The sequence below is a fragment of the Acidicapsa borealis genome (assembly GCF_059115245.1).
This window is the reverse complement of record NZ_JCACNY010000001.1, coordinates 5,096,168-5,117,017: the sequence shown is the minus strand read 5'-3', so window position 1 is coordinate 5,117,017 and position 20,850 is coordinate 5,096,168. Positions and strand designations below refer to the sequence as shown.

Sequence of the window (20,850 nt, the reverse complement as noted above, 5' to 3'; positions counted from 1 at the left end):
CCTGCGACTACTGGTAGTTCAATCGATGTACCTGCGCGCAGGCCAGGAGGGCCCATGCAACCCCGGAACGATCGCCCCATCCTCAGAGTTCTTCAATGGCTGATCGGGGGAGGGGTGGCCGTGTTTGTCGTGTTGCAATTCCTCCGGCCCACTTTCACGAATCCGCCGGTGACCGCGGAAATTCAAGTACCCGAGAACGTCAAGCAGGTCCTCAAGACCCGCTGCTACGCCTGCCATTCCAATGAGACGCAATTGCCGCTGTTGGACCGGGTTGTACCCGCCTACTGGATCGCCACGCATGATGTAAGGGAAGCCAGGCAGCGGCTCAATTTCTCGGAAATCGGCAAGCTGCCGGCCGCGCAGCAACGCGCCGAACTCTTCGAAGCCGTGAACCAGATTCAGTTGGGAGCGATGCCGCTGCCTTCCTATCTTCGCGTCCATCCCGGCTCTGAGGTGACTTCCGGGGAACTAGCCACGCTGCGTCACTACCTGCTGCCGTCGGATGGAGCTATGCCGGCGGCGGCCGACGCCAGCGCCGCGGACGCTGAATACGCGAAGTGGATCAAGACCGGCAGTACCCTCGCGCGGAATATTCCGGATGAACCGAACGGCGTGGCGTTCCTTCCTGATTACAAGAACTGGAAGGCCATTAGCAGCACTGATCGCGTCGATAACAAGACGATGCGTGTCATTCTCGGCAACGAGATTGCGGTTAAGGCGATCGCTGAGCATCAGATCAATCCCTGGCCCGACGGCGCGGCCTTTGCGAAGGTCGCGTGGCATCAGCAGCCGGATGCGAATGGTCTTGTCCATACGGGTACCTTTGCCCAGGTGGAATTCATGATTCGCGATAGCGTCCACCACAAGGACACTGCCGGGTGGGCGTGGGGCCGATGGCGCGGTACGGATCTGAAGCCCTACGGCAAGGATGCCCACTTCGACTCGGAGTGCGTAGCTTGCCATACCCCTGTAAAGCAGAACGATTATGTTTATACGGCTCCGTTCGGAGGTCAGCGATGACTCGACAAACTGCGACCAAGCTCACCGCTTTTTCCATATTTGCCCTATTGACCGCGCTTTGTGGCTGCACGTCGACCAATCCAAGAGTTAGGACGACTCTCAATGAGGAAGCAGCGCTGGTCGGCAGTCTTCCACGCAACCCGTTGAAAGACAGGGTGATCACCTCTTGGATCGACCGAAGCGATATGCAGCATCCGCTCATGTCGACGCTGTACGGGAACGATGTTGCCGTCGAGTATGCACGCACTAACTCCGGCCATGACTACCCGGCAGGCGCGGTTCTCTCAACCGTCACGTGGATAGAGTGGGAAGACAACCGGTGGTTTGGCGGATATGTTCCAGCGGCGCCTCAATTTGTGGAGATCGTCACCGTCGGGCAGGGCGATGCCCGCAGTCTGTCGTACCTGTATCAGAGGTTTGAAGGCAATCCGCTCCACCAGAGCGTATCTCGTATCGACTCAAAGCCGGGGGAACGCGCCCAATTTCTGCTCAATCAACGCGCAGCGGTGATGCCATAGAGCACGGCAGCCGGTGCAGAAATGGCCGCAAGTCCCCGCAGCCGTCAAGCGCGTAATCGTTTGGGAGCTTCATCGAAAAAGATCTGACCGGTCAGGTCGGCCTTGGGACGGTGACTTGCGCCGCAATCGCGGAACTCGACACGGTTTCTACCACCCCGTTTGGCGGCATAGAGAGCTTCGTCGGCCGCGGCCACCAGTTCCATCCAGGTGGAAGCGGGACCAGGGACACAGGAAGAGACGCCGCAGCTGACCGTGATCCACATCATCGTTTCGCCTGCAGTGCTGTTGTTGAGCGGTGTTCCGGCTGTTTCTACTAGCTGCCGGGCACGTTCGGCGACGGTGAGCGCAATATTTGGCTCGGCGTGTGCCAGCAGGAGCACAAATTCTTCGCCGCCAAAACGCGCCGCCATGTCTTCCGGGGAACGAAGCGACTGTGGCAGCAGCGCTCCGATCCTTTGCAAGGTCAAATCGCCGTAGAGGTGGCCGTAGACATCGTTGACCATCTTGAAGTGGTCCACGTCGATGACGACCGCAGAGAGGGTATCTCCGGATCGCGCGCACTCCGCCCACATCAGGTCAAACCGCTCTTCGAGAGCCCGGCGGTTGGGCAGCCCGGTCAGCTTGTCCACGGTCGAGAGACGATGCAGAGCCTCGTTGGTCAGCACCAGTTCCTCAGCCTGCAGGTCACGTTGTACACCGAGCAGATAGCTGCGCCGCTCCTCGCGTTCCAGGCTGTAGCTTGCAATCAGGATGATTCCGAGACCCACCACCATCATGCTCGAGGCCATAACTGACTCAGAGAGATGCAGCGCCGGCGAATGCCCGAGCCACCACAGGCTGGCCGCCAGCATGGTGAGGATGGATGCCATGACGTAGGCAAAGCGGAGCCGCATGACCACTCCCGCAAACAGAGCCGTGATCATGGTGCAGATGGCTCCAAATAGGGTTGCAGTCGTGGTGGCGGTGCCCTCGACCACTAGATTCATCACGCAGATGACGACCATGGCCACCGCTACGCAGCCCTCGCGCAGCCATGCCGGAGGATTGCGCCGGACGAGATAATTGGCCACCAGGGCGACCGGTGTTACCAGCGCCGTATGCCAGACAATGGAGAGCCAGGCGAGATCGCGCACAATTGCGTAGTCAAGAATGAGGCAGGCGTTCAGCCCCAGGATCGCAACCAGGCCCTCGAACCACATGCGATGCGAGCGTGCTTTGCGGGTGTCCGCTTCAAAGCGGTCTTCGAGGGGGGCTGGAAAGCTGAGGCTTCGAAAGCCAGCGCGACTGAGAGACTTGAAAGTCCCGTCGACGTCGGCCCGAAGAATTTTCATACCGTCAGCAGTTGTCATGCGCCTTCAAAATCGCCGCTGATCCCAATCTGAAAACTCTTGCCTGTAAGTTGTGGCGATTTTCCCTGTTTCCAAAGTAGCGCTCAATCGGTAACCGGTGTACTCCACTTCAGAGTTATCGAGTGAAACTCTCTGGTCAGTTACCGGGTAACATCGGCAGATTTGCATGAAACTTGAGGCCGTCTGTCAGCCTGTGGTTGCACGGGGAACAGCGAACTTTGGGACGCTTGCCCGAAAGCCGGCGACTTGCCGCTTGTTACTTCAGTGTCAGCTCGATCCGGCGGGAGTTAGATTGCCGTCTCCGTGCGCGATCCGCCGTTAGACCGGCCCGAGGCAGCGAAAAATCAAAAACTCTTTACATAGATGTTCGAGTGGAGTACGCTCTCTCCCATAGAAATTCGAGTGGAGGGGCAACGTGGCGAAACCAGCACCAACTAATGCGGAAATGCTGAAGGGAACGCTGGACATGATGATCCTGCGGACGCTTGCGCTGGGAGATGCACATGGGCACACCATCGCGAAGGTCATCGAACGGACGTCCGAGGATGTGCTCGAAGTGGAGCAGGGCTCGCTTTATCCGGCACTGCATCGGCTGGAGGATCGCGGCTGGGTCAGCTCCTTCTGGGGCGTGAGCGAGAACAACCGCAAGGCGAAGTTTTACCGCCTCAGCGTGGCCGGCAGGAAGCAGCTCGTGCATGAGACCAACCGCTGGCGGCAGATGGCGCGCGCCATTGCCCTGGTGATGGGCGAACCGGTCGAAGGAAAAGTTGAACCAACGAAAGGAGGGGAACGATGAGCTGGGACAGATTTTTTAACCGCACGCAGCGCGATGCCGAAGTTGCCCAGGAGCTGGAGTCCTACCTGGCCGAAGAAATCGCCGAAAATCAGGCTCGCGGCCTGTCGCCCGCTGAAGCGCGCCGCCGCGCCTATGTGAAGTTGGGCAATCCGCAGCGCGTTCGCGAAGGCCTGTGGCAGCAGAACACCCTCATGCTTCTCGAAAATCTGCTGCGTGATCTCAAGTATGCCGTTCGTACGCTTGGCCGTTCGCCCGGATTCACGCTGGTCGCGGTGCTGGTCATGGCGCTTGGCATCGGCGCCAACGTGGCCCTGTTCACCGTGGTTCGTAGCGTTCTGATCAACCCGCTACCGTACCGGGATGCAGGCCAACTCTACTCGATTTACGAGCATGACTCGCATTCGACTGACCCGGACGGTGGCTTTGCGCCGGTTGCCGGCGGCAGCTTTTTCGAGTGGCAAAAGGCCGCTCAGGGCATGGCCGAGATGTCCATGCTCTCTCCGTGGAATCAGTACAACGTATCCGGTGACAAGGGCAACCTGCCCGAAAAAGTGGACTGCTCCACAGTCTCCAGCAACGTCTTTGAGACGCTGGGAATTCGCCCCTTTCTGGGACGGTCGTTTACTCCGGCGGACGATCAGCCGGGTGCGGAAGCAACGGTGATCCTGACTTACGGCTTCTGGAAACGCCGGTTCAACTCGGACGTGAACATCATCGGCCAGAAGATATGGCTCGATGCCAGACCATTCACCATCATCGGAGTCCTGCCGTCAACCTTCAGCTACTCCGGTGCGTTCGCGGCCAATACCATCCAGCTGTGGACGCCGGCCGGGCACGAAATGCCGAAATTCACGCTCGAAACCTTCGAAGATCATGAGTTCGTAGTGGTCGCGCGGCTCAAGCCGGGAGTTACGCCGGCAGGCCTGGTTGACCGGTTGAATGCTGTGCAGGCTCAGATCCGCGCCGCTCATCCAGTGCCTGGAGTGCATGACTCGGTCAAGGGCCGCAGCATGCTTGAAGACACGGTGCACGAGTACAAAACTTCACTCTATGTGCTGCTCGCCGCGACCGGCTGCGTGCTGCTGATCGCCTGCCTCAATGTGGCGAGTCTGCTGGTGGCGCGAACGGCGGCCCGCAGTAAGGAGTTGGCGATCCGTGCGGCGCTTGGCGGCGGACGGTGGCGGCTGCTTCGCGAGCGGATGGTGGAAAGCCTGGTGCTTTCGCTGGCCGGCGGCGCGGTCGGGTTTACGCTGGCGTGGGGCGCAGTGCAGTGGCTGATTCACACACGGCAGGACATGAACCGAGTCGAGTCGATCCACATCGACGCCGTCGTGGTCCTGTTCACCGCCGGAACGGTCGTGGCTTGCGCGCTGTTCTCCGGCCTGATCTCAGCGGTCAGTTCGGACAGCAAGCGGATTCTCAGCGGCTTGCAGGAGTCTTCCCGAGGACACAGCGCCGGCAGCGCGCGGGCTGGCCTGAGGAAGGTTCTGCTGGTGGTTGAAGTCGGTCTGACGGTCGTGCTGCTCGTGGGTGCGGGGCTGCTTCTGAAGAGTTACCAGCACCTGCGGAACGCCGATATGGGTGTACCCATCGACAACGTACTAACCATGCGGCTAAGTCTTCCCGAGGCCCGCTACAAAGAGGATGAAAAAAGGGCAGCGTTCTTTGAGCAGCTCATTGAGCGGGTCAGAAACGTGCCAGGGGTCCAAGCTGCGGGTCTGGTTTCGACAGCGCCTGGACAGGGCTGGGGAGGTGACCGCCTGATGGGCGTCCTCGAGCATCCGTGGCAGTCCAAAGACCAGGCTGTGGACATGATGGTGCGTGGCGCGGATCCCGGATACTTTCAAGCTATCCAGATTCCGCTGTTGCGCGGCCGCTTCTTCCGCCCTGATGAGCGCCTTGCTCGCGCAAACGTCGTAGTGCTGAGTGAGATGGCCGCAAAGCAGGCCTTTCCCAACGAAGACCCCATCGGCAAGCATGTACGCATCGAAATGACCGGCGAACTCTTCGAGGTGGTCGGCGTTGTCGGTGATACGCGCTACCAGATATCGGAGCTCATGAGGCCTACGCTCTACTGGCCCATCTACGGCAACAGTTACTCCAACGCTACCATCGTTGTTCGCTCTCCAAAGGACGTAGACGCGCTGGCGTTGCCCATCCAGAAAATCATTGGCCAGATGGACCCGGATCTGCCCGTCTCCGGCATCATGACCATGCAGGAGAGCATCGGGAAGGCCACCATCGGCTCGCAGTTTGACTCGGTCCTGGTGCTGGCTTTTGCCGTCATTGCGCTGGTGCTGGCAGCAGCCGGTCTCTACGGAGTGCTGGCGTATCTCGTGACGCAGCGCACCAGCGAGATAGGCATCCGCATTGCGCTTGGGGCGCAGCGGGAACGAGTGCTGCGGCTGGTGCTGCTCGATGGGCTGCGGCCCGCGCTGCTGGGTCTCGTGCTCGGACTGGGCGCCAGTGCTGCAGCGGTGCGGCTGATCCGCTCCATGCTGTATGAGACGCAGCCGCTCGATCCGGCGGTCTTTGCCGCAGTGTCCATGACGCTGCTGCTGGTGGCTGGATTCGCTTGCCTGCTGCCGGCATGGAGAGCCTCGCGACTCGATCCGATGCAGGCATTGCGCACGGAATAGAGCTAGACGATGCTGCGCTGGCGGGCGGCCAACCATTGCGTCAGCGCCAGCGCCAGCAGCACCGAGCATCCGGCGAAGAGATAGATCGGCGGATACCCGAATCCGCCGATGATCGCCCCCGCTGCCGGGCCGATCACCATCAGGGCGAAGTCCATGAAGACGCCGTATGCGCCGAGCGCGGTGCCCTTGTCCTGCGGCGGAATATGGCGGACCGCCTCAACGCCAAGCGCCGGGAAGACCAGCGAAAAGCCAAAGCCGGTCAGGGCCGCGCCCGCAAAGGCCAGAGGTTCCGAGTGTGTGAGCCAAAGCAACATCAGGCCCAGAAACTCGGTGCTGAAGCAGACGGTTGCGACGACGTATCCGCCCATGCGATTGATGGCGTTGGCGAAGAGCAGCCGCGCAAAGACAAACAGCGCGCCGAACAGCGTGAGCGCAAAGGCCGCTCCAGACCAGCCGCGATGGGCAAAATCAAGCGTGATAAAGGTGGCCAGAACGCCGAATCCGACGCTGCCCAGCGCAAGGCCAAGCCCATAGGGAGCGACCCGCTTGAAAACGCGATGGAAGGGCAGCTTTTCGCCGTGTGTGACGGGAACGCGAGGAAGTCCGCGCGCCAGCAGAATGGGTCCGACGCCGAGCAGGATGACGAAAACGCCGATCGACCAGAAGCCGACCAGTTTTTCGAGATACACGCCCAGCGGCGCGCCGATGGCCAGCGCGCCGTAGGTGCAGATGCCGTTCCAGGAGATGACAATCGCAGTGTGTTCCGAGCCGACGGAGAGGATGCCCCACATCGTCGCCCCAGTAGACGTCATGCTCTCGCTGGCGCCGAGCAGCAGGCGTCCCGCAACGAGCAGAGAAAGACCAAGCCAGGGAATATGCAGGCAAAACGCAGCCAATAGCGTAAACACGCCGCTCACGCCGCAGGTCGCCAGGCCGTAAAGCACGGTCCGCTTGGCTCCCAGCCGGTCCACCATGCGTCCGGCCTGCGGACGAGTTACCACCGTTGCGACGTACTCCATGCTGATGATCAGCCCGGCCAGCACTGTGCTGAAGCCGAGGTTGAGATGCACATACGAGGGCAGGATCGCCAGCTGCACGCCGATGGCGAGGTAGCAGGTGAAGGTGAGGAAAACATAGGGGAGGATGCGTTTCGTCAGTTCGCGCTGCGAAACCTCAAGGGTGGTCGTGCTTGTCATATCTGGGTCCAAACTCAAGTATGAAGCGGTTTTGCTTCGAAAATCCCGTTGCATATATAAGATTCGGCCGGCGTACCAAATGGTGCATATCGGCTTCCATTACGTCCCTTACATCTTCCTGACAGGTTCAATGTGTGGCTAAATTCAGGGAATTGCTATCCTTGGAGGTATGGGCAGCTTCCACGTGGAAAACTTCGGATGCCGCGCCGCTCGCGCCGATGGCGAGGCGGTCAGCGCCCGTTTGCGCGCCGAGGGGTTGGACGAGCTGCCGTTGCAGGAAGCGGAAGTCGTCGTTGTGAACACCTGCAGCGTCACCGCCGAGGCCGATCGCGACGCGCGGGCATTCGTTCGCAAGACAATGCGCCTGAATCCGCAGGCGAAGGTGGTCGTCACCGGCTGCTACGCGCAGCGTGCTCCTCAGGAGATTGCCGCGCTGCCCGGCGTATCCGCGGTCGTCGGCAACAGCCACAAGGGGATGGTGCCGGAGATCGTACGCGGGCTGGTCATTCCGTCTTTGCAGCCCACGCTCGTCTCCACGGCCAGCCTGGTCTCGGGCACAGCGCAAATCTGGGCAGATGATGCTTTCGCCCATTCGTATATTGAAGACGCACAGGTACTTCCCGGCCTGCAGACGCGGCCCAATCTCAAGATCCAGGAAGGCTGCGGCAACCGCTGCACCTTCTGCATCATTCCCACGACGCGTGGCGCCTCGCGCAGTCTTTCGGCAGAGAAGATTCTCGCCCAGGTTCAGGGCTTTGTCGCCGCCGGTGGCAACGAACTGGTGATCTCCGGGATCAACCTTGGCCGCTGGGGCAGGGAATTTGGCGCATCGGGAACGCTGGCCTCGCTCGTGCGCACCATCCTTGAAGATACCCAGCTTCCGCGACTGCGCCTGAGCTCCATCGAGCCGATGGACTGGACGCCGGAGCTCATCGGCCTGCTCCGCGACTTCGGCGGCGGACGCCTCGCCCGCCATGCGCATCTGCCTCTTCAGTCGGGATCGGATGCCGTCCTCCGGCGCATGCACCGCCGCTATCGTCCCTGGCATTACGAGCAGAAAGTCCGGGCTCTCCGCGAAGCTGCGGGACCCGCGCTCGCCGTTGGCGCGGATGTGATGGTCGGCTTTCCGGCCGAGACCGATGCGGAGTTCCGCGAAACGTATGACCTGATCGCTTCGCTTCCGTTCGCCTACCTGCATCTCTTCCCGTTCTCGCCTCGCCCTGGTACGCGCGGGTGGGAACTGCACCGCGAATCGCCAGTCCCGGCACAGGCTGTGACAGAACGCATGGCCGCGCTCAAGGCCCTGATCGCGGAGAAGAGCTTCCGGTTTCGCAGCAGTTTTATCGGCAGCTCGCTCCCGGCCATCACGCTGCATACTCCGGTTGCGCTTGCCGCGCAGGGGAGAACGAGCGCGCTTACGGACAATTTCCTGCCCGTTGAGATCGCAGAATCTCTACCCGCAAACAAGCTGGTGGATGTTCCCGTCACTGAAATTTCTGCTGCGGGAAATCTTCAGGGCAGCACCAATTTACGAATCCCCAACCTTGCTGTGGCAAGCTAACAGCATGACGAAAAACAATCTCTTCGCCCGACTGATGTCATTCAGCCTGCTCAGCCTTGCCCCGCTGGGTTCAGCCGCAGCCGCCCAGACAGTTCCACACAAGACCGAAAACGTCATCGTCGTGATGATCGATGGCATGCGCTGGCAGGAGATTTATCGCGGCGTCGATCCCACCCTGATCAAGACCCTCGGCCCTGAAGGTCTCGGAGCTCCGAAGGAGCGCGCGGCCTACGCGGAAAAGCTCTTCGCCCGCGCGACTCCGGCGGAGAGCCGCGCTGCGATCATGCCCTTCCTGTGGAACACCGTCGCAGCCCACGGACAGCTCTTCGGCGACCGCGATCTCGGCTCCGACTCGCACGTAACCAACGGCTATAACTTTTCCTACCCCGGTTACAACGAGACGCTGACCGGCGTTGCGGATCACAAGATCAACTCGAACGACAACATCGCCAATCCCAATGTGACCGTCTTCGAGTGGCTGAACCAGAAGCCGAAGTGGAACGCGCGGGTCGCGGCCTTTGGCGCCTGGGAGGACTTCAACGGCATCTTCAACAAGGACCGCTGCCGCTTTCCGGTGAATGCCAGCTACGACCCTTTTAACGGCATGCCAGAAAACCCGGAGCTCGCCTTGCTGAACCATCTCAAGGAAGAAGGCGTACGCGTCTGGCCGGATGAAATCTTCGATCCGCCCATGTTTTACACCGCGCTCGAATACGTGAAGTATGCCAAGCCGCATGTCCTCTTCATCGGCCTCGGCGAAACGGATGACTGGGCCCATGCCGGCAGCTATGCGGAATACCTGAATGCGGCCCATCGCTCCGACCTCTACATCGGCACCCTCTGGCACCTGATCCAGTCGATGCCGGAATATAAGGACAAGACCACGCTGGTTATCCTGCCCGATCACGGACGCGGCGAAGGCGAAAAGTGGACCAGCCACGGTCAGAAGGTTCCCGAATCCGCGCAGACCTGGATGGCCTGGATCGGGCCGGACACGGCTCCGCTGGGCGTTCGCAAGAATGCGGGCCCGGTGACCGAAAGCCAGGTGGCGGCAACGCTTGCCGCTCTATTGGGCGAGGACTACCACGCAGCCGTTCCTGCGACCGGCGCCCCCATTGCGGATGTGCTTCCAAAATAGCCCGAGAATCTCCGGCTCATGAAAGACCGGGGCGGGTGACGGAAGAATGACATTCCAGTGTCATCTTCGCGGTTGCCCGCCTTTGTCGGCTCCACTAGAATCCTCGCCATGAATATATCCGGCATGCGCACTCTAGTAGCGGCACTGGCTTTGGTCTCCTGCACCGCAGTTCTTCATTCGCAAACCCCGCCGACCCCTCCGCCCGGAGGAGCAATGGCCTCGCACGGCGGCATGCACGCGCCCAGCGACGAGTGGCCCAAGGCCAAGCTCGAGAAGTCCCCGCGCCACCAGGAATGGGTCTCGATCAAGTACGGCAATCGAACAGTGAAGGCCTTCGTCGTCTATCCGGAAGTAAAGGACAAGGCGCCTGTCGTGATCCTGATCCACGAGATTTTTGGTTTGAGCAACTGGGCCCGCAGCATGGCAGACGACGTTGCCGCTGCCGGGTACATAGCCATTGCGCCCGACCTGCTCTCCGGCTTCGGGCCGAATGGCGGCGGCAGCGACGCCTTTCCCGATCAGGATGCCACGGTGAAAGCCATCTCCGGTCTCAACCCCGATACAGTCACCGCCGACCTGAACGCTGTTGCCGACTACGCGAAAAAGATTCCCGCATCGAACGGCAAACTCGCCGTCGCCGGCTTCTGCTGGGGAGGCGGCAATTCGTTCCGCTTTGCCACCAACCGCAAGGATCTCTCGGCTGCCTTCGTCTTCTACGGCCCCGGTCCAGATGACTCTGCCATCCCGAGAATTACCGCGCCAGTCTACGGTTTTTACGCCGGCAACGATGCCCGTATCGGTGCCACTGTTCCCGCCACCACCGCCGCGATGAAGGCGGCAGGAAAGAAGTATGAGCCTGTGACGTACGAGGGCGCAGGCCATGGATTCATGCGCGCCGGCGAAGCACCAGACGCCAGCCCGGAAAACAAGAAAGCGCGTGAAGAAGCCTTTGCGCGTCTGCAGATTCTGCTCAAGGGCATGTGATCCGAGCCAATCAGGCAGGAGTGAGCCGCTCCTGCCTGCGCGGTCTCCCGCCTTTGGCTCCGTTTGCGCGCGACGCCTGTCGCTTGGCTTTTGTGGTTGCAGAGCCGCCTCGGCGGCCGATTTTCGCCATCCACTGTTTGTTGCCATATACGTGCTGCAGCAGCGCCGGAACGTAATGATCCACATCCAATTCGGGCCAGTGCAGCCCTGTCCCGTTGCCCAGAATCTCAACTTGGGCAATCTGTTTTGGAGTTGCGGTCGCAAGTCCTTGCAGGTCTTCGCGAGGAATGACGTGCCTGCGGCCATCGCTCATCTTTAAAATCAGGAGTTCCAGCCCACTTCCAGAGACATATTCAACATGTACGGCGCGAGGCTCGTCCGGCATGTGCTTTGCCTGCTCGATTGCGGCGTCAATCTCCGCATCTGTGGTCACAACTTTATGGTTTGCCATGAATCTCCTCCCATAGCTCTACCAGTTCTTCATGATGAGCTGCCGCCGCTTCAAGAATCTTCTTCACGTCCGACCGTTTGGCATTCGCAGGTCTGACTGCATCTTTGCGTGCGGCCAAGGCTACGAATCCATCCTTCAGCAGGTCCACGATGGCTTCGGTTTCACCCAGAAAACCATGCACATGGCGGGGCGGATGATCGTTCGAGTACGCTACAAACAAAACGCCGTCGAAGCGGAGCGAACCCATGAACACACTATAACCTAAACGCGGTTAGGTTATCGTCGAAGTACCAAAGCGCCGCGGTTTCGCCGGTCAGGCAGCATCATGCGAAACCGCGCGTTGTTCTTGAATTCGGTGGATCAATACCCGGTGGATCAATAGCCGATCGTGAAGCGTTTCCGCTCAAACTGCGGTGTTTCCAGCTCGTCAACCAGCGCAATCGCGTAGTCCTCCATCGAGATGCGGCTGTCGTGCTTCTCGTCGGCGACCAACTGATCGGTGCCGAGACGGAACTTGCCGGTGCGCACGCCCGGCTCGAAGAACGCCGCTGGACTGAAGTAGGTCCAGTTGATGTCGGAAGCCTTCACCAGATCGAGGACCTTGGCATGCGAAACCGCGATCGCCACCCAGGCTTCCGGCAAATGTCCGCTGTCAATCACCGTTACGCCGGGCGCAACCTCCAAGCTTCCCGCTCCGCCAACGATGATCAGCCGGCCAACGCCGCTCTCCTTCACCGCTTTGATGAAGTGCTCCGTGACCGGCAGAAGCTGATCGGTATCGTCAGCTGGGGGAGCATAGGCGCTCACCACGGCATCGGAGCCCTTGATCTTGGCCGCAATGGCGGCCGCCGAGGAAACGTCGCCCTGAACAATCGTCAGACCGGCCCGAGGGGAGAGTTTCGTGGTGTCCCGCACGATGGCCGTGACCTGGTGGCCGCGTGAGAGCGCTTCGGTAAGGATCCGGCCGCCGGATTTACCGGTAGCGCCGTAGAGTGCGATATGCATGTGCTTTCTCCGGAAGATGGTTACGGCGATCGTAGCCGCTCCTAGCTGAGATGGCGCGGCACGTCCTTTCGTCGCAAAGCATCTGTTTTTGTCCTCAATCGGGAAATTGCAGACTCAGGCGAAAAACTTGCGATTTTCCCTCCTGCGGCATGAGTCACCACGCCAGCAGCGGGCATCGAACCAATGGTATACTCGGAGCGCGAGCCCGCGTCTGTGTAACGACGCCGCCCGTAGCGGCAATTTGGAGGAGCACCATCGCACTCGATAAGCGTTCAGCAAAATCATTTATCCGTATCAACGAAAGAATTCGCGCGCGTGAGATTCGCGTCATTGACGAAAATGGGGAGCAAATGGGCATCCTTCCGCCGTTCGAGGCGTTGAAGATTGCCCGTGAGCGCGGCCTGGATCTGGTCGAAGTTTCTCCCAATGCCATCCCGCCCGTCTGTCGCATCCAGGATTACGGCCGCTTCCTCTACGAGAAGGACAAGAGCGAAAGCGCCGCCCGGAAGAAGCAGAAGGTCATCGTCGTCAAGGAAGTTAAGTTCTCCGTCACACTCGACGAGCACGACTACCAGACCAAGAAGAACCAGGCCGTTCGCTTTCTTGCCGAAGGCGACAAGGTCAAGGCCAGCCTGCGTTTCCGCGGCCGCCAGATGGCTCATCGTGAGTTGGGCTACGCCAAGATCAATCGGCTCATCCAGGACATCGGCGATAACGGCGTGGTTGAGTTCATGCCTCGCATGGAAGGCACTATCCTCCACGCGATCATTGCTCCGGCCAAAAAGCAGGAACAGCCGAAGCCGAAACCAGCCTCGGCTCCCGCTCCGGTAGCCACGGCTTCGCAGGCATAGCTTCCAAGCTTCGCAGCCAGTGCCACTACAAAATGCCCGTTGCGCGTGATCGCGATGGGCATTTTCCTTTTCCGGCGTTATATGCTGGCGAAATGAACAAGACTTCTGCTGTCTTCCGGGGTATCGGCCTCGCCACCTCGCTGTCGCTTGCCGCCATTCTTGCCAGTCCCTCCGCATATGCCGAAGACCCAAAATTTCCCTCCAGCGAAGATCTCCGCCATATCAAGGCGCTCGCCTCTCCGCAGCTTTCGCCGGACGGCAAATCCGTTCTTTTCACTGTGACCGACTCGACGGCCGATGGCGCCAAGAGCCATCTTTGGCTCGTTTCGACCTCCGGGGCCAGCGCAGCGCGCCAGCTCACCTACACGCCTGCGACAGACAAACGCGGCGAGCGCGGCGGGGTCTGGACTCCCGATAGCAGTGCAATCCTCTTCCTGGCCCGGCGCGGCGAAATTACCCAGATCTTTCGCCTTCCCATGGCCGGCGGCGAAGCCATTCCCTATGACCTGAAAGTACCGCCACCGGTCGACGACTCCAAGGAAAAAGGTGCGCTGCCGCCCGCCAAACCAGCAGCGGATGGCGCTGCGAAGGCCGACGAGGCCAAACCTGAACCACTCCCCGTCAATCCGAGCGGCTTCGCTCTTTCGCCCGACAACCAGTGGCTCGCCGTCTGGGCAGAAGACCCCGAAACTCCCGGCGAGAAGAAATCTAAAGAAGCCAAGGCCGACGCCCTCTGGGTGAATCACGCCCGTCACGGCTCCCGCCTTTATCTGGCCGCGCTCAACGCCGATGGCACCATCCAAGGAGCACTGAAGCCAGTCGGCCTCGCGCCGGATGTGGCCGCCGCCTCCTGGTCGCCAAAGAGCGACCGCCTGATCGCCGTCACCGAATTGCCCAATGAAGCCGATGACCTTGGTCCGGCTGCTACAGGTTGGATTGTGAACATCGGCGCTCTCGATGCTCCTGTCGCAATTTCCGCCCTGCCTGCGACGGTTCGCGGCAGTTTTACGTGGAGCGAAGATGGCACGGAAATCCTTTTCGCCGCGCAGACGCCTGAAGACGCGCCTCCTGGGGTGGAAGAGCTCTTCGCGCTCTCGCTGCCAGACAAGGCAAGCACGGCAGGCAAGCCCGTGCGCCTCATGCCGGACTTCCTCGGCGGGATCGGCGGTGAGCCGGTGTTCTTGCCGAATGGCAAGATCATCGTTTCCGTCAGCGAAGGCACCCGCGAGGGCCTGGTGCGCATTGCGCCCGACGGCAAGTCTACCCCGGAATCCATCGCGCAAAAGCTGCCCGTGCTTGTCAGCCTGAACACCAACCGCAAGCAGACCGGTTGGGTCTGGATCGCGGAAGGGAGCAATCAGCCGCCGGGGCTCTGCTATGCCACCACGCCGGGCGGCACCTGCACTCCTCTGCCTACGCCAAGCCTCTCGCAGGTCTTTCGCGCGATCCCCTCCAAGCTTATTCAGTGGCAGAACGAGGGCCTGACCATCGAGGGCCTGCTGTACCTGCCGCCCGAGGCAGCTACGAAAAAGGTCCCGCTGATCGTCGATGTGCATGGCGGTCCTACCGGCGTCTGGCGCGATAGCTACGGCGACTGGGACGGCTTTCTGCTCAGCCACGGATGGGCGATCCTGCGGCCTAACCCGCGCGGGTCTTCAGGCTACGGAGCCAAATTTGCCGCCGCCAACAAGAACGACCTCGGCGGCGCGGACTTCCGCGACATCATGGCCGGCGTCGATTACGTGATCAAGAACTATTCCGTCGATCCGGAGAAGCTGGCGCTGATGGGCTACAGCTATGGCGGCGAAATGGCCGGCTTTGCCGAGGGCAAGACCGACCGCTTCAAAGCCATCATCTCCGGCGCGCCCGTCATCGACCAGTTCAGTGAATACGGCACCGAGCGCGGCTCCTGGTACGACCGCTGGTTCTACGGCAAGCCGTGGGAGCACTTCGAGGATGCGTGGCGGCAGAGTCCGCTCTCCGGCGTAGGCAAGGCCAAGACTCCGTTCCTGCTTCTACAAGGCGAGTCTGACGTAACCGACCCGCTCGGCCAGGCGCAGGAGATGTACCGCGCTCTTCGCCAGGCAGGCGTGCCCGTCGACCTCGTGACCTATCCTCGCGAAGACCACGGCCCGCTTGCCCGAGGTATCTTTGGATACCCGGTTCCAGAGCCTTGGCACGGCTTCGACGCCCGCCAGCGCATCGTTGAATTCCTGCAAAAGGGCTTCGGCGAAGAACAGAAGTAAACTCCCCAAAGAGAAAGAGCCCGGGCCTCGAAGTTGAGACCCGGGCTCTTCTATCTGTCAGATATTTACAACCGGAACGTCCAGCGAATCTTCGCTGTGACCGACTCCGCGTCGGAATCGAAATTGATCCCCGGTAGCGCGGGATTGCGCACCCAGGTCCGGTTCCAGATCACATAAAAATCGTCCCCTGGCCGGAAGGTCCAGCGCAGCCGTGTGTTGCTGCTCAGGTCGAACGAGACATTGTCGTACTGGACAAACGTGCTCAGCGACAGGTCCGGGCTCCACGACAGCGCCCCCTTGAACTGCCATAGCTTCTCGGCAAAATTCCCCTGCGGCGAGTGCTCGAAGTAGTTGTCCGCCGTCACGCCAGCCTCGATCTTGCCGTGGAATGGATTCCAGGTCAGGCTGTTCGTCTGGTGGAAGAGATGCCCGCTGTAATACCCGCCGATATACGTCTGGCTATTGAACTGGAGCGCCCGCTGCGGGCTCGTCTGCAGCACTAATCCATAGCGCTGAAAGTCATACGAGCCGACCGGGTACGTGACCGAGGGATAAATGGTGAAGGGGCTCGTCAGCGTCTCATGGCGGATATACACCTGCGCCTGAATCTGATCGCCCGAGTTCATCTGAACGCGCACCGGGTTGATCTGGAATTGCCGGGAAATCAGGTTGCCTTCCGTATCGGTAAAGCGCGAAAAACTCACATCGTTGAAAACCTGCCGCACCGCGTGGAATCGTCCATCTTGTTTCGGACGTGGACCAAGGCTGCAATTGGCGTCCTGCTGATGCGTCGAAGGTCGCGGCAGAAAGCCCAGCAGCGGCTCAAAGCCGTCATTGAAGTTATTGAAGCCTGCGGAGCAGTTCACCAGGTCGTTTGGATAGTCGAAATGCATTCCCCACGCCTGGTGATTACCTACGGGCAGCTGTCCCTGCGTTGTTGCGGCCCAACCGCCGAACTGAAGCGTGCGGTTCTTGAGGAACGTGGAAGTGCGCCATACCGCGTCGGCGCCTGCCAGCGTGTTCGAGAGCAAAGCCTCGGGATCACCGTGCGTGGCAATCGCACCGATCCGCAGGTGGTGGTCGACGTCGTAAGCCACTCTTGTCGTCAGCAGATTTGTGCCTTCCACTCTTGCTGACGGCAAACCCAGTACCGAGACAACCGTGTCCGGCACGTACGTTTTTCGGGTCTGCACATCCAGCAGCGCCAGGCTCCACGGGCCAACGTGCCCGTTCAGTTTCAGTCCGCCTTCAATTGGAATGTTGTAGCCGTCGAGCAGGCCGATGTTGCGGCTGAAAAAGGGCAGAAAGGTGAACGGGTTGTAGACCAGCGGATTCGGTCCTCCATCGAGATCGAGGCCAAAGGAATACTGGTTCGCGCCTTCCAGGAAGAACGCGCGCTTCTCAGGGAAGTAGAGAGGAAACGGCGTGATGTTGATCTGGCGCGAGTCTACCTCGGTCTCGGCAAAGTCGGTATTCACGGTAAGGATCGCCGCCAGCTGCGGGGTGATACGCCACGTGAGTTCGCCGCCGCCGGCGCCCAGCCAGTGTGAATCCGGTTCAGAGAAATCCCTGACTTTTCTCCCATTCAAATAGGGTGCGAACTCCAGTCCGAGTCCCTGTCGCAGAGGGGTCATCAGTTCAAGATCGCCGGCGCGGCCCATATCGAATAGATCGGAGTCGAGCGTCGGCGAAGCCCAGCGAAGCTCTGTCTGGTCGCGCTCAATGAACCGGTCCAGCTGCAGCCCCCAGTGCACTCCCTTGCCCGAGAATCCAAGCGTCTGCGCCGGAACCCAGATCTCCGCCGACCAGCCGTCTTCGGTCCGGGCCGTGCGCGCATTCCAGATGCCGTCCCAGTCGGTCGAGTAACTGCCGCGGCCGGAGACCAGCCCATCCAGGCGCGCACCGTCTGAATTGATCAGAAACCAGTAGCCTGTTCGCTTGTCCCCGTACGTGTCGAGGAGAACCGAAAGTGTGTCATCGCCGCTCATGTCGCCGTCGCGGGTCAGGGTATGCGTCCGGATCGCAGAGGGATTGGGGTCGACGCACCGGAATCCAAAAAGCAGGGCATCCTTGTAGATCAGAACTTTCACCTCCGTGAGATACGGAGTAGCCTTGCCGGGGTGCGGAGACTGCTGGGTCAGCACCATCGTTTCGGCATCGCGCCAGGCCGGCTCGTTGAGCTTGCCATCGATCACGATCGGGCTCGTCGCCAGCCGGGCACGGACGGCCGGATTCCCCGTCGGGACAGGCCCCGGCGCGACGGCCTGGGTTGCAAGAGTCTGGGCCGTTAGGGTCTGCCCTTGGATTGCGCCAGTACCGGAAAGGACCATCAGGAAAAAAGCAATGGACACAACCACTTGCATCCGGGAATGTCGGGCGCGCCGCGTGGCGCGGGGTCTTTCCTGGCTGAACTTCGCAACTGGCCACATGAAGCGCAATCTTTCCTGATGAACTTGGAATATGGTGGATTTCGTTGTGCTCTGAGTGGCCCGGCGGGCGGGGCGGGTTACTTTGCAGAGCCACCTGGCCCTGACGCAATCCGGTTCCTGGATCGTGTCGAGCCAGGATGTTACCTACAACAGTAGTCCATGGAGCGCAAGCGTTTCTATCGAATACTCTTGCGGCCTTTCCATCACGGATGTGAGTAGTTATATAGCAATTGATAAAGTTACTTTAGTCCATACCCAATCGGGGTGACGGCAGGTTACCAGGCGTTTCCGCGCAGCGGGAAGTGTTCGGACCTATGAGTGCGGAAGTCCTGGCTGTTGTGCGCCGGGAGTCTTCCGCTTTCTGGGGGGTGGAGGGATCGGAACGGGGCCAAGTCCCTCCCACCTGTCAGTGCGGCGTCGATTGCTGTGCTCGGAGCTCTGCACGTTGAGCGCTAGACGCTCTTCGATGGCTAACCCCGGCAGCCCGCCGGCGATGGCCTGCAACTGGTCGTGATTGGGAGGCTGGCTGGTCGTAATCGGCAGCAGCGCTGTCAGGGCGGAATAAGCCACCGCCAGATCGCTCACCCGGCACTCCCGTTTCGGAGGCAATGGAGCGATCCCAAGCGACTTCCAGGCGGCCTGAGGGTAGCTCTCGACCAGGATTTTACGTGACGCGCCGCTTCCGTCCGAGGTCCCGGACTTGAACGGCTCCCGGCCTGATAGCCGCTGCCATCCAAGTCGTGCCAACGCTTCGTATAGAGCGAGGCAATATCCGGCAAAGCGTTCGTAGGACCCAGAAAGTGGAACTCCGCGAGCGCCCCGGTCATCCCGCGCCGACGCGTTCTCCGGAGGGTGAGCGCTGTCCCAAGCCTGCGGACCATCGAGCATCAGCACGCCCACGGAACGCTCCAAGCAGAGGGTGTTCAGTCTCAGCGCCAGCTCTACCACCGGTGGAGGGAAGGCGTCCTGCCAGCGGATGATGTCGCAGGTGATCAGCGGACCCCTTTGCTCGAGCACCACCACTCCCAAGTCGGACCAGCTACGGCAGGCGAGATCGACAGATAGGACAGCCATGGGAATGACGCTACTCCGGGTTGCATCGGCGGGCAACAGGATGGCGGGAAATTTCTACCTGCGATATACTGATTTGGTCCGCAATGCGGCAGGGGTATCCCTGTTCCCAAAGTGGTTCTGAACCGCCGGCGAGAGGCTTATAGGAGTTGATCTTAGAGTGAATCGCCCGGCAAAATGAGAAAACAATGCCCAAACTGAAGACCCATTCGGGCGCGGCCAAGCGCTTCTCCAAGACTGGTACCGGCAAAATCAAGCGGGGCCAGACCAAGACGCGCCACATCCTTACGTCAAAGCTGCCTAAGACGAAGCGCAAGCTCGGTAAGAGCATGATCGTCACGGACGCTGACTACGATAAGGTAGCCCGCATGATCCCGTACGCCTGATTCTCCAGCCTTCCAGTTGGTTGAATCGAAAATTAGTCTGATAAGTGATCTTCTCCTGTATGGACGAGTGAGCTGGGCCAGCGCAAATGCGTTGCGCGGCCCCGGAACAAGCTGAAAAGCCCATTCCAGAACTTCAGGCATGACAGTGCGCGTGAAGAGGTTCCAAAGCGTATGCCCCGACCCGTTTTCCGGGTCAGCCATTCGCCTCCTGCCTCCAGCCGCCAACACCGTAACGCAAAAAGGAGCAAATCACCATGCCTCGCGTAAAACGTGGGACAAAGCGGTCTGACCGCCGCAAAAAGATTCTCAAGCGGGCAAGTGGGTACTTCCTCACCAAGTCCAAGCTTTACCAGGCAGCACAGGAAGCCGTCGAACGCGGCCTGAAGTTTGCCTACACCGGCCGTCGCCAGAAGAAGCGCCAGTATCGCGCCCTCTGGATCGTCCGCATCAATGCAGCCTGCAAGCTGAACAACTTCAGCTACTCCCAGCTGATCAACGGCCTCAAGAAGGCTGGCATCGAACTGGATCGCAAGATTCTCTCCGACATCGCCATCCAGGACGCTCCGGGCTTTACCCGCCTGATCGAGCAAGCCAAGGCAGCTCTCGAAGCTGAAAAAGCCGCCAAGTAAGACCGACTCGCCGAGGAACACAGAAAGGCCCAAAGTTCAGCTTTGGGCCTTTGCTGTTAGCGCGACTGAGCTTTCGAATTGGCGGTATACTCGTGCCACGGTTCGCTGGTTCGAATGAAAGTACGCGACGTTCTAAAGATGATTCAGGACGACGGTTGGTACCAGGTAGCCCAGCGCGGGAGCCATCGTCAGTTCAAGCACGATGACAAACCGGGCCGCGTGACTGTCGCGGGTCACCCGTCTCATGAAATGGATACGGGAACGCTCAACAGCATCCTCAAACAGGCAGGTCTCAAATGAAGGAATACGCAGTAGTTCTAGAAAAAACGTCGAACGGGTGGAGCGCGTATGTACCTGATTTGCCAGGGCTCGGCGTAGCCGCAGCCACTATCGAAGAGACAGAACTGCTGATCCGCGAAGGAATAGAGTTTCATATCGAAGGCATGCGAGAAGATGGATTGTCCATTCCCGAGCCATCGACGCAGGTCATGCGGATGTCCATCCCGGCGTAATTTCGAGAAGATTTTCTCTCTGTATTCCAGGCCAAAGCCGGATATACGGTAATTCTCTGAGTAGAGCAG

The 20,850-nt window shown here is 60.2% G+C and carries 20 protein-coding genes; 13 read left to right on the top strand and 7 right to left on the bottom strand.

Annotation, left to right across the window (positions count from 1 at the left end; translation table 11 throughout):
- The first annotated feature begins 54 nt into the window (after positions 1 to 54).
- Both AC5S27_RS20755 and AC5S27_RS20750 read left to right on the top strand, forming a co-directional pair.
- Positions 55 to 1,020 carry a heme-binding domain-containing protein gene (locus tag AC5S27_RS20755; RefSeq protein ID WP_493936466.1) on the top strand — a complete coding sequence of 322 codons (966 nt, stop codon included), beginning with the start codon at positions 55 to 57 and terminating at the stop codon, positions 1,018 to 1,020.
- On the top strand, positions 1,017 to 1,538 hold the full coding sequence (locus AC5S27_RS20750) for a hypothetical protein (RefSeq protein ID WP_493936465.1): 522 nt from the start codon (positions 1,017 to 1,019) through the stop codon (positions 1,536 to 1,538). Before AC5S27_RS20755 ends, AC5S27_RS20750 begins: the two co-directional genes overlap by 4 nt.
- A gap of 44 nt (positions 1,539 to 1,582) precedes the next feature.
- On the opposite strand, the gene AC5S27_RS20745 is transcribed toward AC5S27_RS20750, so the two are convergent.
- Positions 1,583 to 2,887 (bottom strand): GGDEF domain-containing protein, encoded by a 1,305-nt coding sequence (locus AC5S27_RS20745; protein ID WP_493936464.1) that lies wholly within the window; start codon positions 2,885 to 2,887, stop codon positions 1,583 to 1,585.
- A 445-nt stretch (positions 2,888 to 3,332) separates the two neighbouring features.
- Between AC5S27_RS20745 and AC5S27_RS20740 the strand changes: the two genes are divergently transcribed.
- Together AC5S27_RS20740 and AC5S27_RS20735 are read left to right on the top strand one after the other, a co-directional pair.
- Positions 3,333 to 3,683 (top strand): PadR family transcriptional regulator, encoded by a 351-nt coding sequence (locus tag AC5S27_RS20740; RefSeq protein WP_493937345.1) that lies wholly within the window; start codon positions 3,333 to 3,335, stop codon positions 3,681 to 3,683.
- Positions 3,680 to 6,322: an ABC transporter permease gene (locus AC5S27_RS20735; protein ID WP_493936463.1), complete on the top strand. Its 2,643-nt coding sequence runs from the start codon at positions 3,680 to 3,682 to the stop codon at positions 6,320 to 6,322. Before AC5S27_RS20740 ends, AC5S27_RS20735 begins: the two co-directional genes overlap by 4 nt.
- A 2-nt stretch (positions 6,323 to 6,324) precedes the next feature.
- Here AC5S27_RS20735 and AC5S27_RS20730 read toward each other — a convergent pair whose 3' ends face one another.
- Positions 6,325 to 7,518 (bottom strand): MFS transporter, encoded by a 1,194-nt coding sequence (locus AC5S27_RS20730; RefSeq protein WP_493936462.1) that lies wholly within the window; start codon positions 7,516 to 7,518, stop codon positions 6,325 to 6,327.
- Between the two features lie 169 nt (positions 7,519 to 7,687).
- Between AC5S27_RS20730 and AC5S27_RS20725 the strand changes: the two genes are divergently transcribed.
- The 3 genes from AC5S27_RS20725 (at position 7,688) to AC5S27_RS20715 (ending at position 11,201) form a co-directional block, all read left to right on the top strand.
- Positions 7,688 to 9,079, top strand: a complete 1,392-nt coding sequence (locus tag AC5S27_RS20725; protein WP_493936461.1) for a MiaB/RimO family radical SAM methylthiotransferase — start codon at positions 7,688 to 7,690, stop codon at positions 9,077 to 9,079.
- 4 nt (positions 9,080 to 9,083) lie between these two features.
- Positions 9,084 to 10,217, top strand: coding sequence for a hypothetical protein (locus AC5S27_RS20720; RefSeq protein ID WP_493936460.1), 1,134 nt, complete (start codon positions 9,084 to 9,086; stop codon positions 10,215 to 10,217).
- A 213-nt stretch (positions 10,218 to 10,430) separates the two neighbouring features.
- The gene (locus AC5S27_RS20715) at positions 10,431 to 11,201 is read left to right on the top strand and encodes a dienelactone hydrolase family protein (protein WP_493936459.1); all 771 of its coding nucleotides are present in this window, start codon (positions 10,431 to 10,433) and stop codon (positions 11,199 to 11,201) included.
- A gap of 10 nt (positions 11,202 to 11,211) precedes the next feature.
- On the opposite strand, the gene AC5S27_RS20710 is transcribed toward AC5S27_RS20715, so the two are convergent.
- From AC5S27_RS20710 to AC5S27_RS20700, 3 genes are all read right to left on the bottom strand, one after another.
- The gene (locus tag AC5S27_RS20710; RefSeq protein ID WP_493936458.1) at positions 11,212 to 11,652 is read right to left on the bottom strand and encodes a DUF2442 domain-containing protein; all 441 of its coding nucleotides are present in this window, start codon (positions 11,650 to 11,652) and stop codon (positions 11,212 to 11,214) included.
- Entirely contained in the window at positions 11,639 to 11,899 is a 261-nt protein-coding gene (locus AC5S27_RS20705; protein ID WP_493936457.1) for a DUF4160 domain-containing protein, read from the bottom strand. The genes AC5S27_RS20710 and AC5S27_RS20705 overlap by 14 nt, the downstream gene beginning before the upstream one ends.
- Positions 11,900 to 12,027: 128 nt before the next feature.
- Complete coding sequence (locus AC5S27_RS20700; protein WP_493936456.1) at positions 12,028 to 12,657, bottom strand: NAD(P)-dependent oxidoreductase; 630 nt, start codon at positions 12,655 to 12,657, stop codon at positions 12,028 to 12,030.
- A gap of 239 nt (positions 12,658 to 12,896) precedes the next feature.
- Here AC5S27_RS20700 and infC point away from each other — a divergent pair, with 239 nt between their 5' ends.
- Together infC and AC5S27_RS20690 are read left to right on the top strand one after the other, a co-directional pair.
- Complete coding sequence (gene infC / locus AC5S27_RS20695) at positions 12,897 to 13,508, top strand: translation initiation factor IF-3 (RefSeq protein WP_493937344.1); 612 nt, start codon at positions 12,897 to 12,899, stop codon at positions 13,506 to 13,508.
- Positions 13,509 to 13,600: 92 nt separating this feature from the next.
- Positions 13,601 to 15,754, top strand: a complete 2,154-nt coding sequence (locus AC5S27_RS20690; RefSeq protein ID WP_493936455.1) for a S9 family peptidase — start codon at positions 13,601 to 13,603, stop codon at positions 15,752 to 15,754.
- Between the two features lie 65 nt (positions 15,755 to 15,819).
- On the opposite strand, the gene AC5S27_RS20685 is transcribed toward AC5S27_RS20690, so the two are convergent.
- Together AC5S27_RS20685 and AC5S27_RS20680 are read right to left on the bottom strand one after the other, a co-directional pair.
- The gene (locus tag AC5S27_RS20685) at positions 15,820 to 18,105 is read right to left on the bottom strand and encodes a carbohydrate binding family 9 domain-containing protein (protein WP_493936454.1); all 2,286 of its coding nucleotides are present in this window, start codon (positions 18,103 to 18,105) and stop codon (positions 15,820 to 15,822) included.
- A 390-nt stretch (positions 18,106 to 18,495) separates the two neighbouring features.
- Positions 18,496 to 19,257: a hypothetical protein gene (locus tag AC5S27_RS20680; RefSeq protein ID WP_493936453.1), complete on the bottom strand. Its 762-nt coding sequence runs from the start codon at positions 19,255 to 19,257 to the stop codon at positions 18,496 to 18,498.
- A gap of 185 nt (positions 19,258 to 19,442) precedes the next feature.
- Here AC5S27_RS20680 and rpmI point away from each other — a divergent pair, with 185 nt between their 5' ends.
- From rpmI to AC5S27_RS20660, 4 genes are all read left to right on the top strand, one after another.
- The gene (gene rpmI / locus AC5S27_RS20675; RefSeq protein ID WP_493936452.1) at positions 19,443 to 19,640 is read left to right on the top strand and encodes a 50S ribosomal protein L35; all 198 of its coding nucleotides are present in this window, start codon (positions 19,443 to 19,445) and stop codon (positions 19,638 to 19,640) included.
- Between the two features lie 254 nt (positions 19,641 to 19,894).
- On the top strand, positions 19,895 to 20,269 hold the full coding sequence (gene rplT, locus AC5S27_RS20670; RefSeq protein ID WP_493936451.1) for a 50S ribosomal protein L20: 375 nt from the start codon (positions 19,895 to 19,897) through the stop codon (positions 20,267 to 20,269).
- 114 nt (positions 20,270 to 20,383) lie between these two features.
- The gene (locus AC5S27_RS20665) at positions 20,384 to 20,569 is read left to right on the top strand and encodes a type II toxin-antitoxin system HicA family toxin (protein WP_493936450.1); all 186 of its coding nucleotides are present in this window, start codon (positions 20,384 to 20,386) and stop codon (positions 20,567 to 20,569) included.
- On the top strand, positions 20,566 to 20,781 hold the full coding sequence (locus AC5S27_RS20660; protein ID WP_493936449.1) for a type II toxin-antitoxin system HicB family antitoxin: 216 nt from the start codon (positions 20,566 to 20,568) through the stop codon (positions 20,779 to 20,781). Before AC5S27_RS20665 ends, AC5S27_RS20660 begins: the two co-directional genes overlap by 4 nt.
- The last annotated feature ends 69 nt before the right edge of the window (positions 20,782 to 20,850 follow it).

Bases quoted from the DNA above. Each gene is read 5' to 3' on its own strand.
- AC5S27_RS20710 (WP_493936458.1), bottom strand. From the start codon at position 11,652: ATGGCAAACCATAAAGTTGTGACCACAGATGCGGAGATTGACGCCGCA.
- AC5S27_RS20715 (WP_493936459.1), top strand. From the start codon at position 10,431: ATGGCCTCGCACGGCGGCATGCACGCGCCCAGCGACGAGTGGCCCAAG.
- AC5S27_RS20690 (WP_493936455.1), top strand. From the start codon at position 13,601: ATGAACAAGACTTCTGCTGTCTTCCGGGGTATCGGCCTCGCCACCTCG.
- AC5S27_RS20720 (WP_493936460.1), top strand. From the start codon at position 9,084: ATGACGAAAAACAATCTCTTCGCCCGACTGATGTCATTCAGCCTGCTC.
- AC5S27_RS20740 (WP_493937345.1), top strand. From the start codon at position 3,333: ATGCTGAAGGGAACGCTGGACATGATGATCCTGCGGACGCTTGCGCTG.
- AC5S27_RS20725 (WP_493936461.1), top strand. From the start codon at position 7,688: ATGGGCAGCTTCCACGTGGAAAACTTCGGATGCCGCGCCGCTCGCGCC.
- AC5S27_RS20705 (WP_493936457.1), bottom strand. From the start codon at position 11,899: ATGGGTTCGCTCCGCTTCGACGGCGTTTTGTTTGTAGCGTACTCGAAC.
- AC5S27_RS20660 (WP_493936449.1), top strand. From the start codon at position 20,566: ATGAAGGAATACGCAGTAGTTCTAGAAAAAACGTCGAACGGGTGGAGC.
- rpmI (WP_493936452.1), top strand. From the start codon at position 19,443: ATGCCCAAACTGAAGACCCATTCGGGCGCGGCCAAGCGCTTCTCCAAG.
- AC5S27_RS20755 (WP_493936466.1), top strand. From the start codon at position 55: ATGCAACCCCGGAACGATCGCCCCATCCTCAGAGTTCTTCAATGGCTG.
- AC5S27_RS20665 (WP_493936450.1), top strand. From the start codon at position 20,384: ATGAAAGTACGCGACGTTCTAAAGATGATTCAGGACGACGGTTGGTAC.
- AC5S27_RS20680 (WP_493936453.1), bottom strand. From the start codon at position 19,257: ATGGCTGTCCTATCTGTCGATCTCGCCTGCCGTAGCTGGTCCGACTTG.
- AC5S27_RS20745 (WP_493936464.1), bottom strand. From the start codon at position 2,887: ATGACAACTGCTGACGGTATGAAAATTCTTCGGGCCGACGTCGACGGG.
- AC5S27_RS20750 (WP_493936465.1), top strand. From the start codon at position 1,017: ATGACTCGACAAACTGCGACCAAGCTCACCGCTTTTTCCATATTTGCC.
- AC5S27_RS20730 (WP_493936462.1), bottom strand. From the start codon at position 7,518: ATGACAAGCACGACCACCCTTGAGGTTTCGCAGCGCGAACTGACGAAA.
- rplT (WP_493936451.1), top strand. From the start codon at position 19,895: ATGCCTCGCGTAAAACGTGGGACAAAGCGGTCTGACCGCCGCAAAAAG.
- AC5S27_RS20700 (WP_493936456.1), bottom strand. From the start codon at position 12,657: ATGCATATCGCACTCTACGGCGCTACCGGTAAATCCGGCGGCCGGATC.
- AC5S27_RS20735 (WP_493936463.1), top strand. From the start codon at position 3,680: ATGAGCTGGGACAGATTTTTTAACCGCACGCAGCGCGATGCCGAAGTT.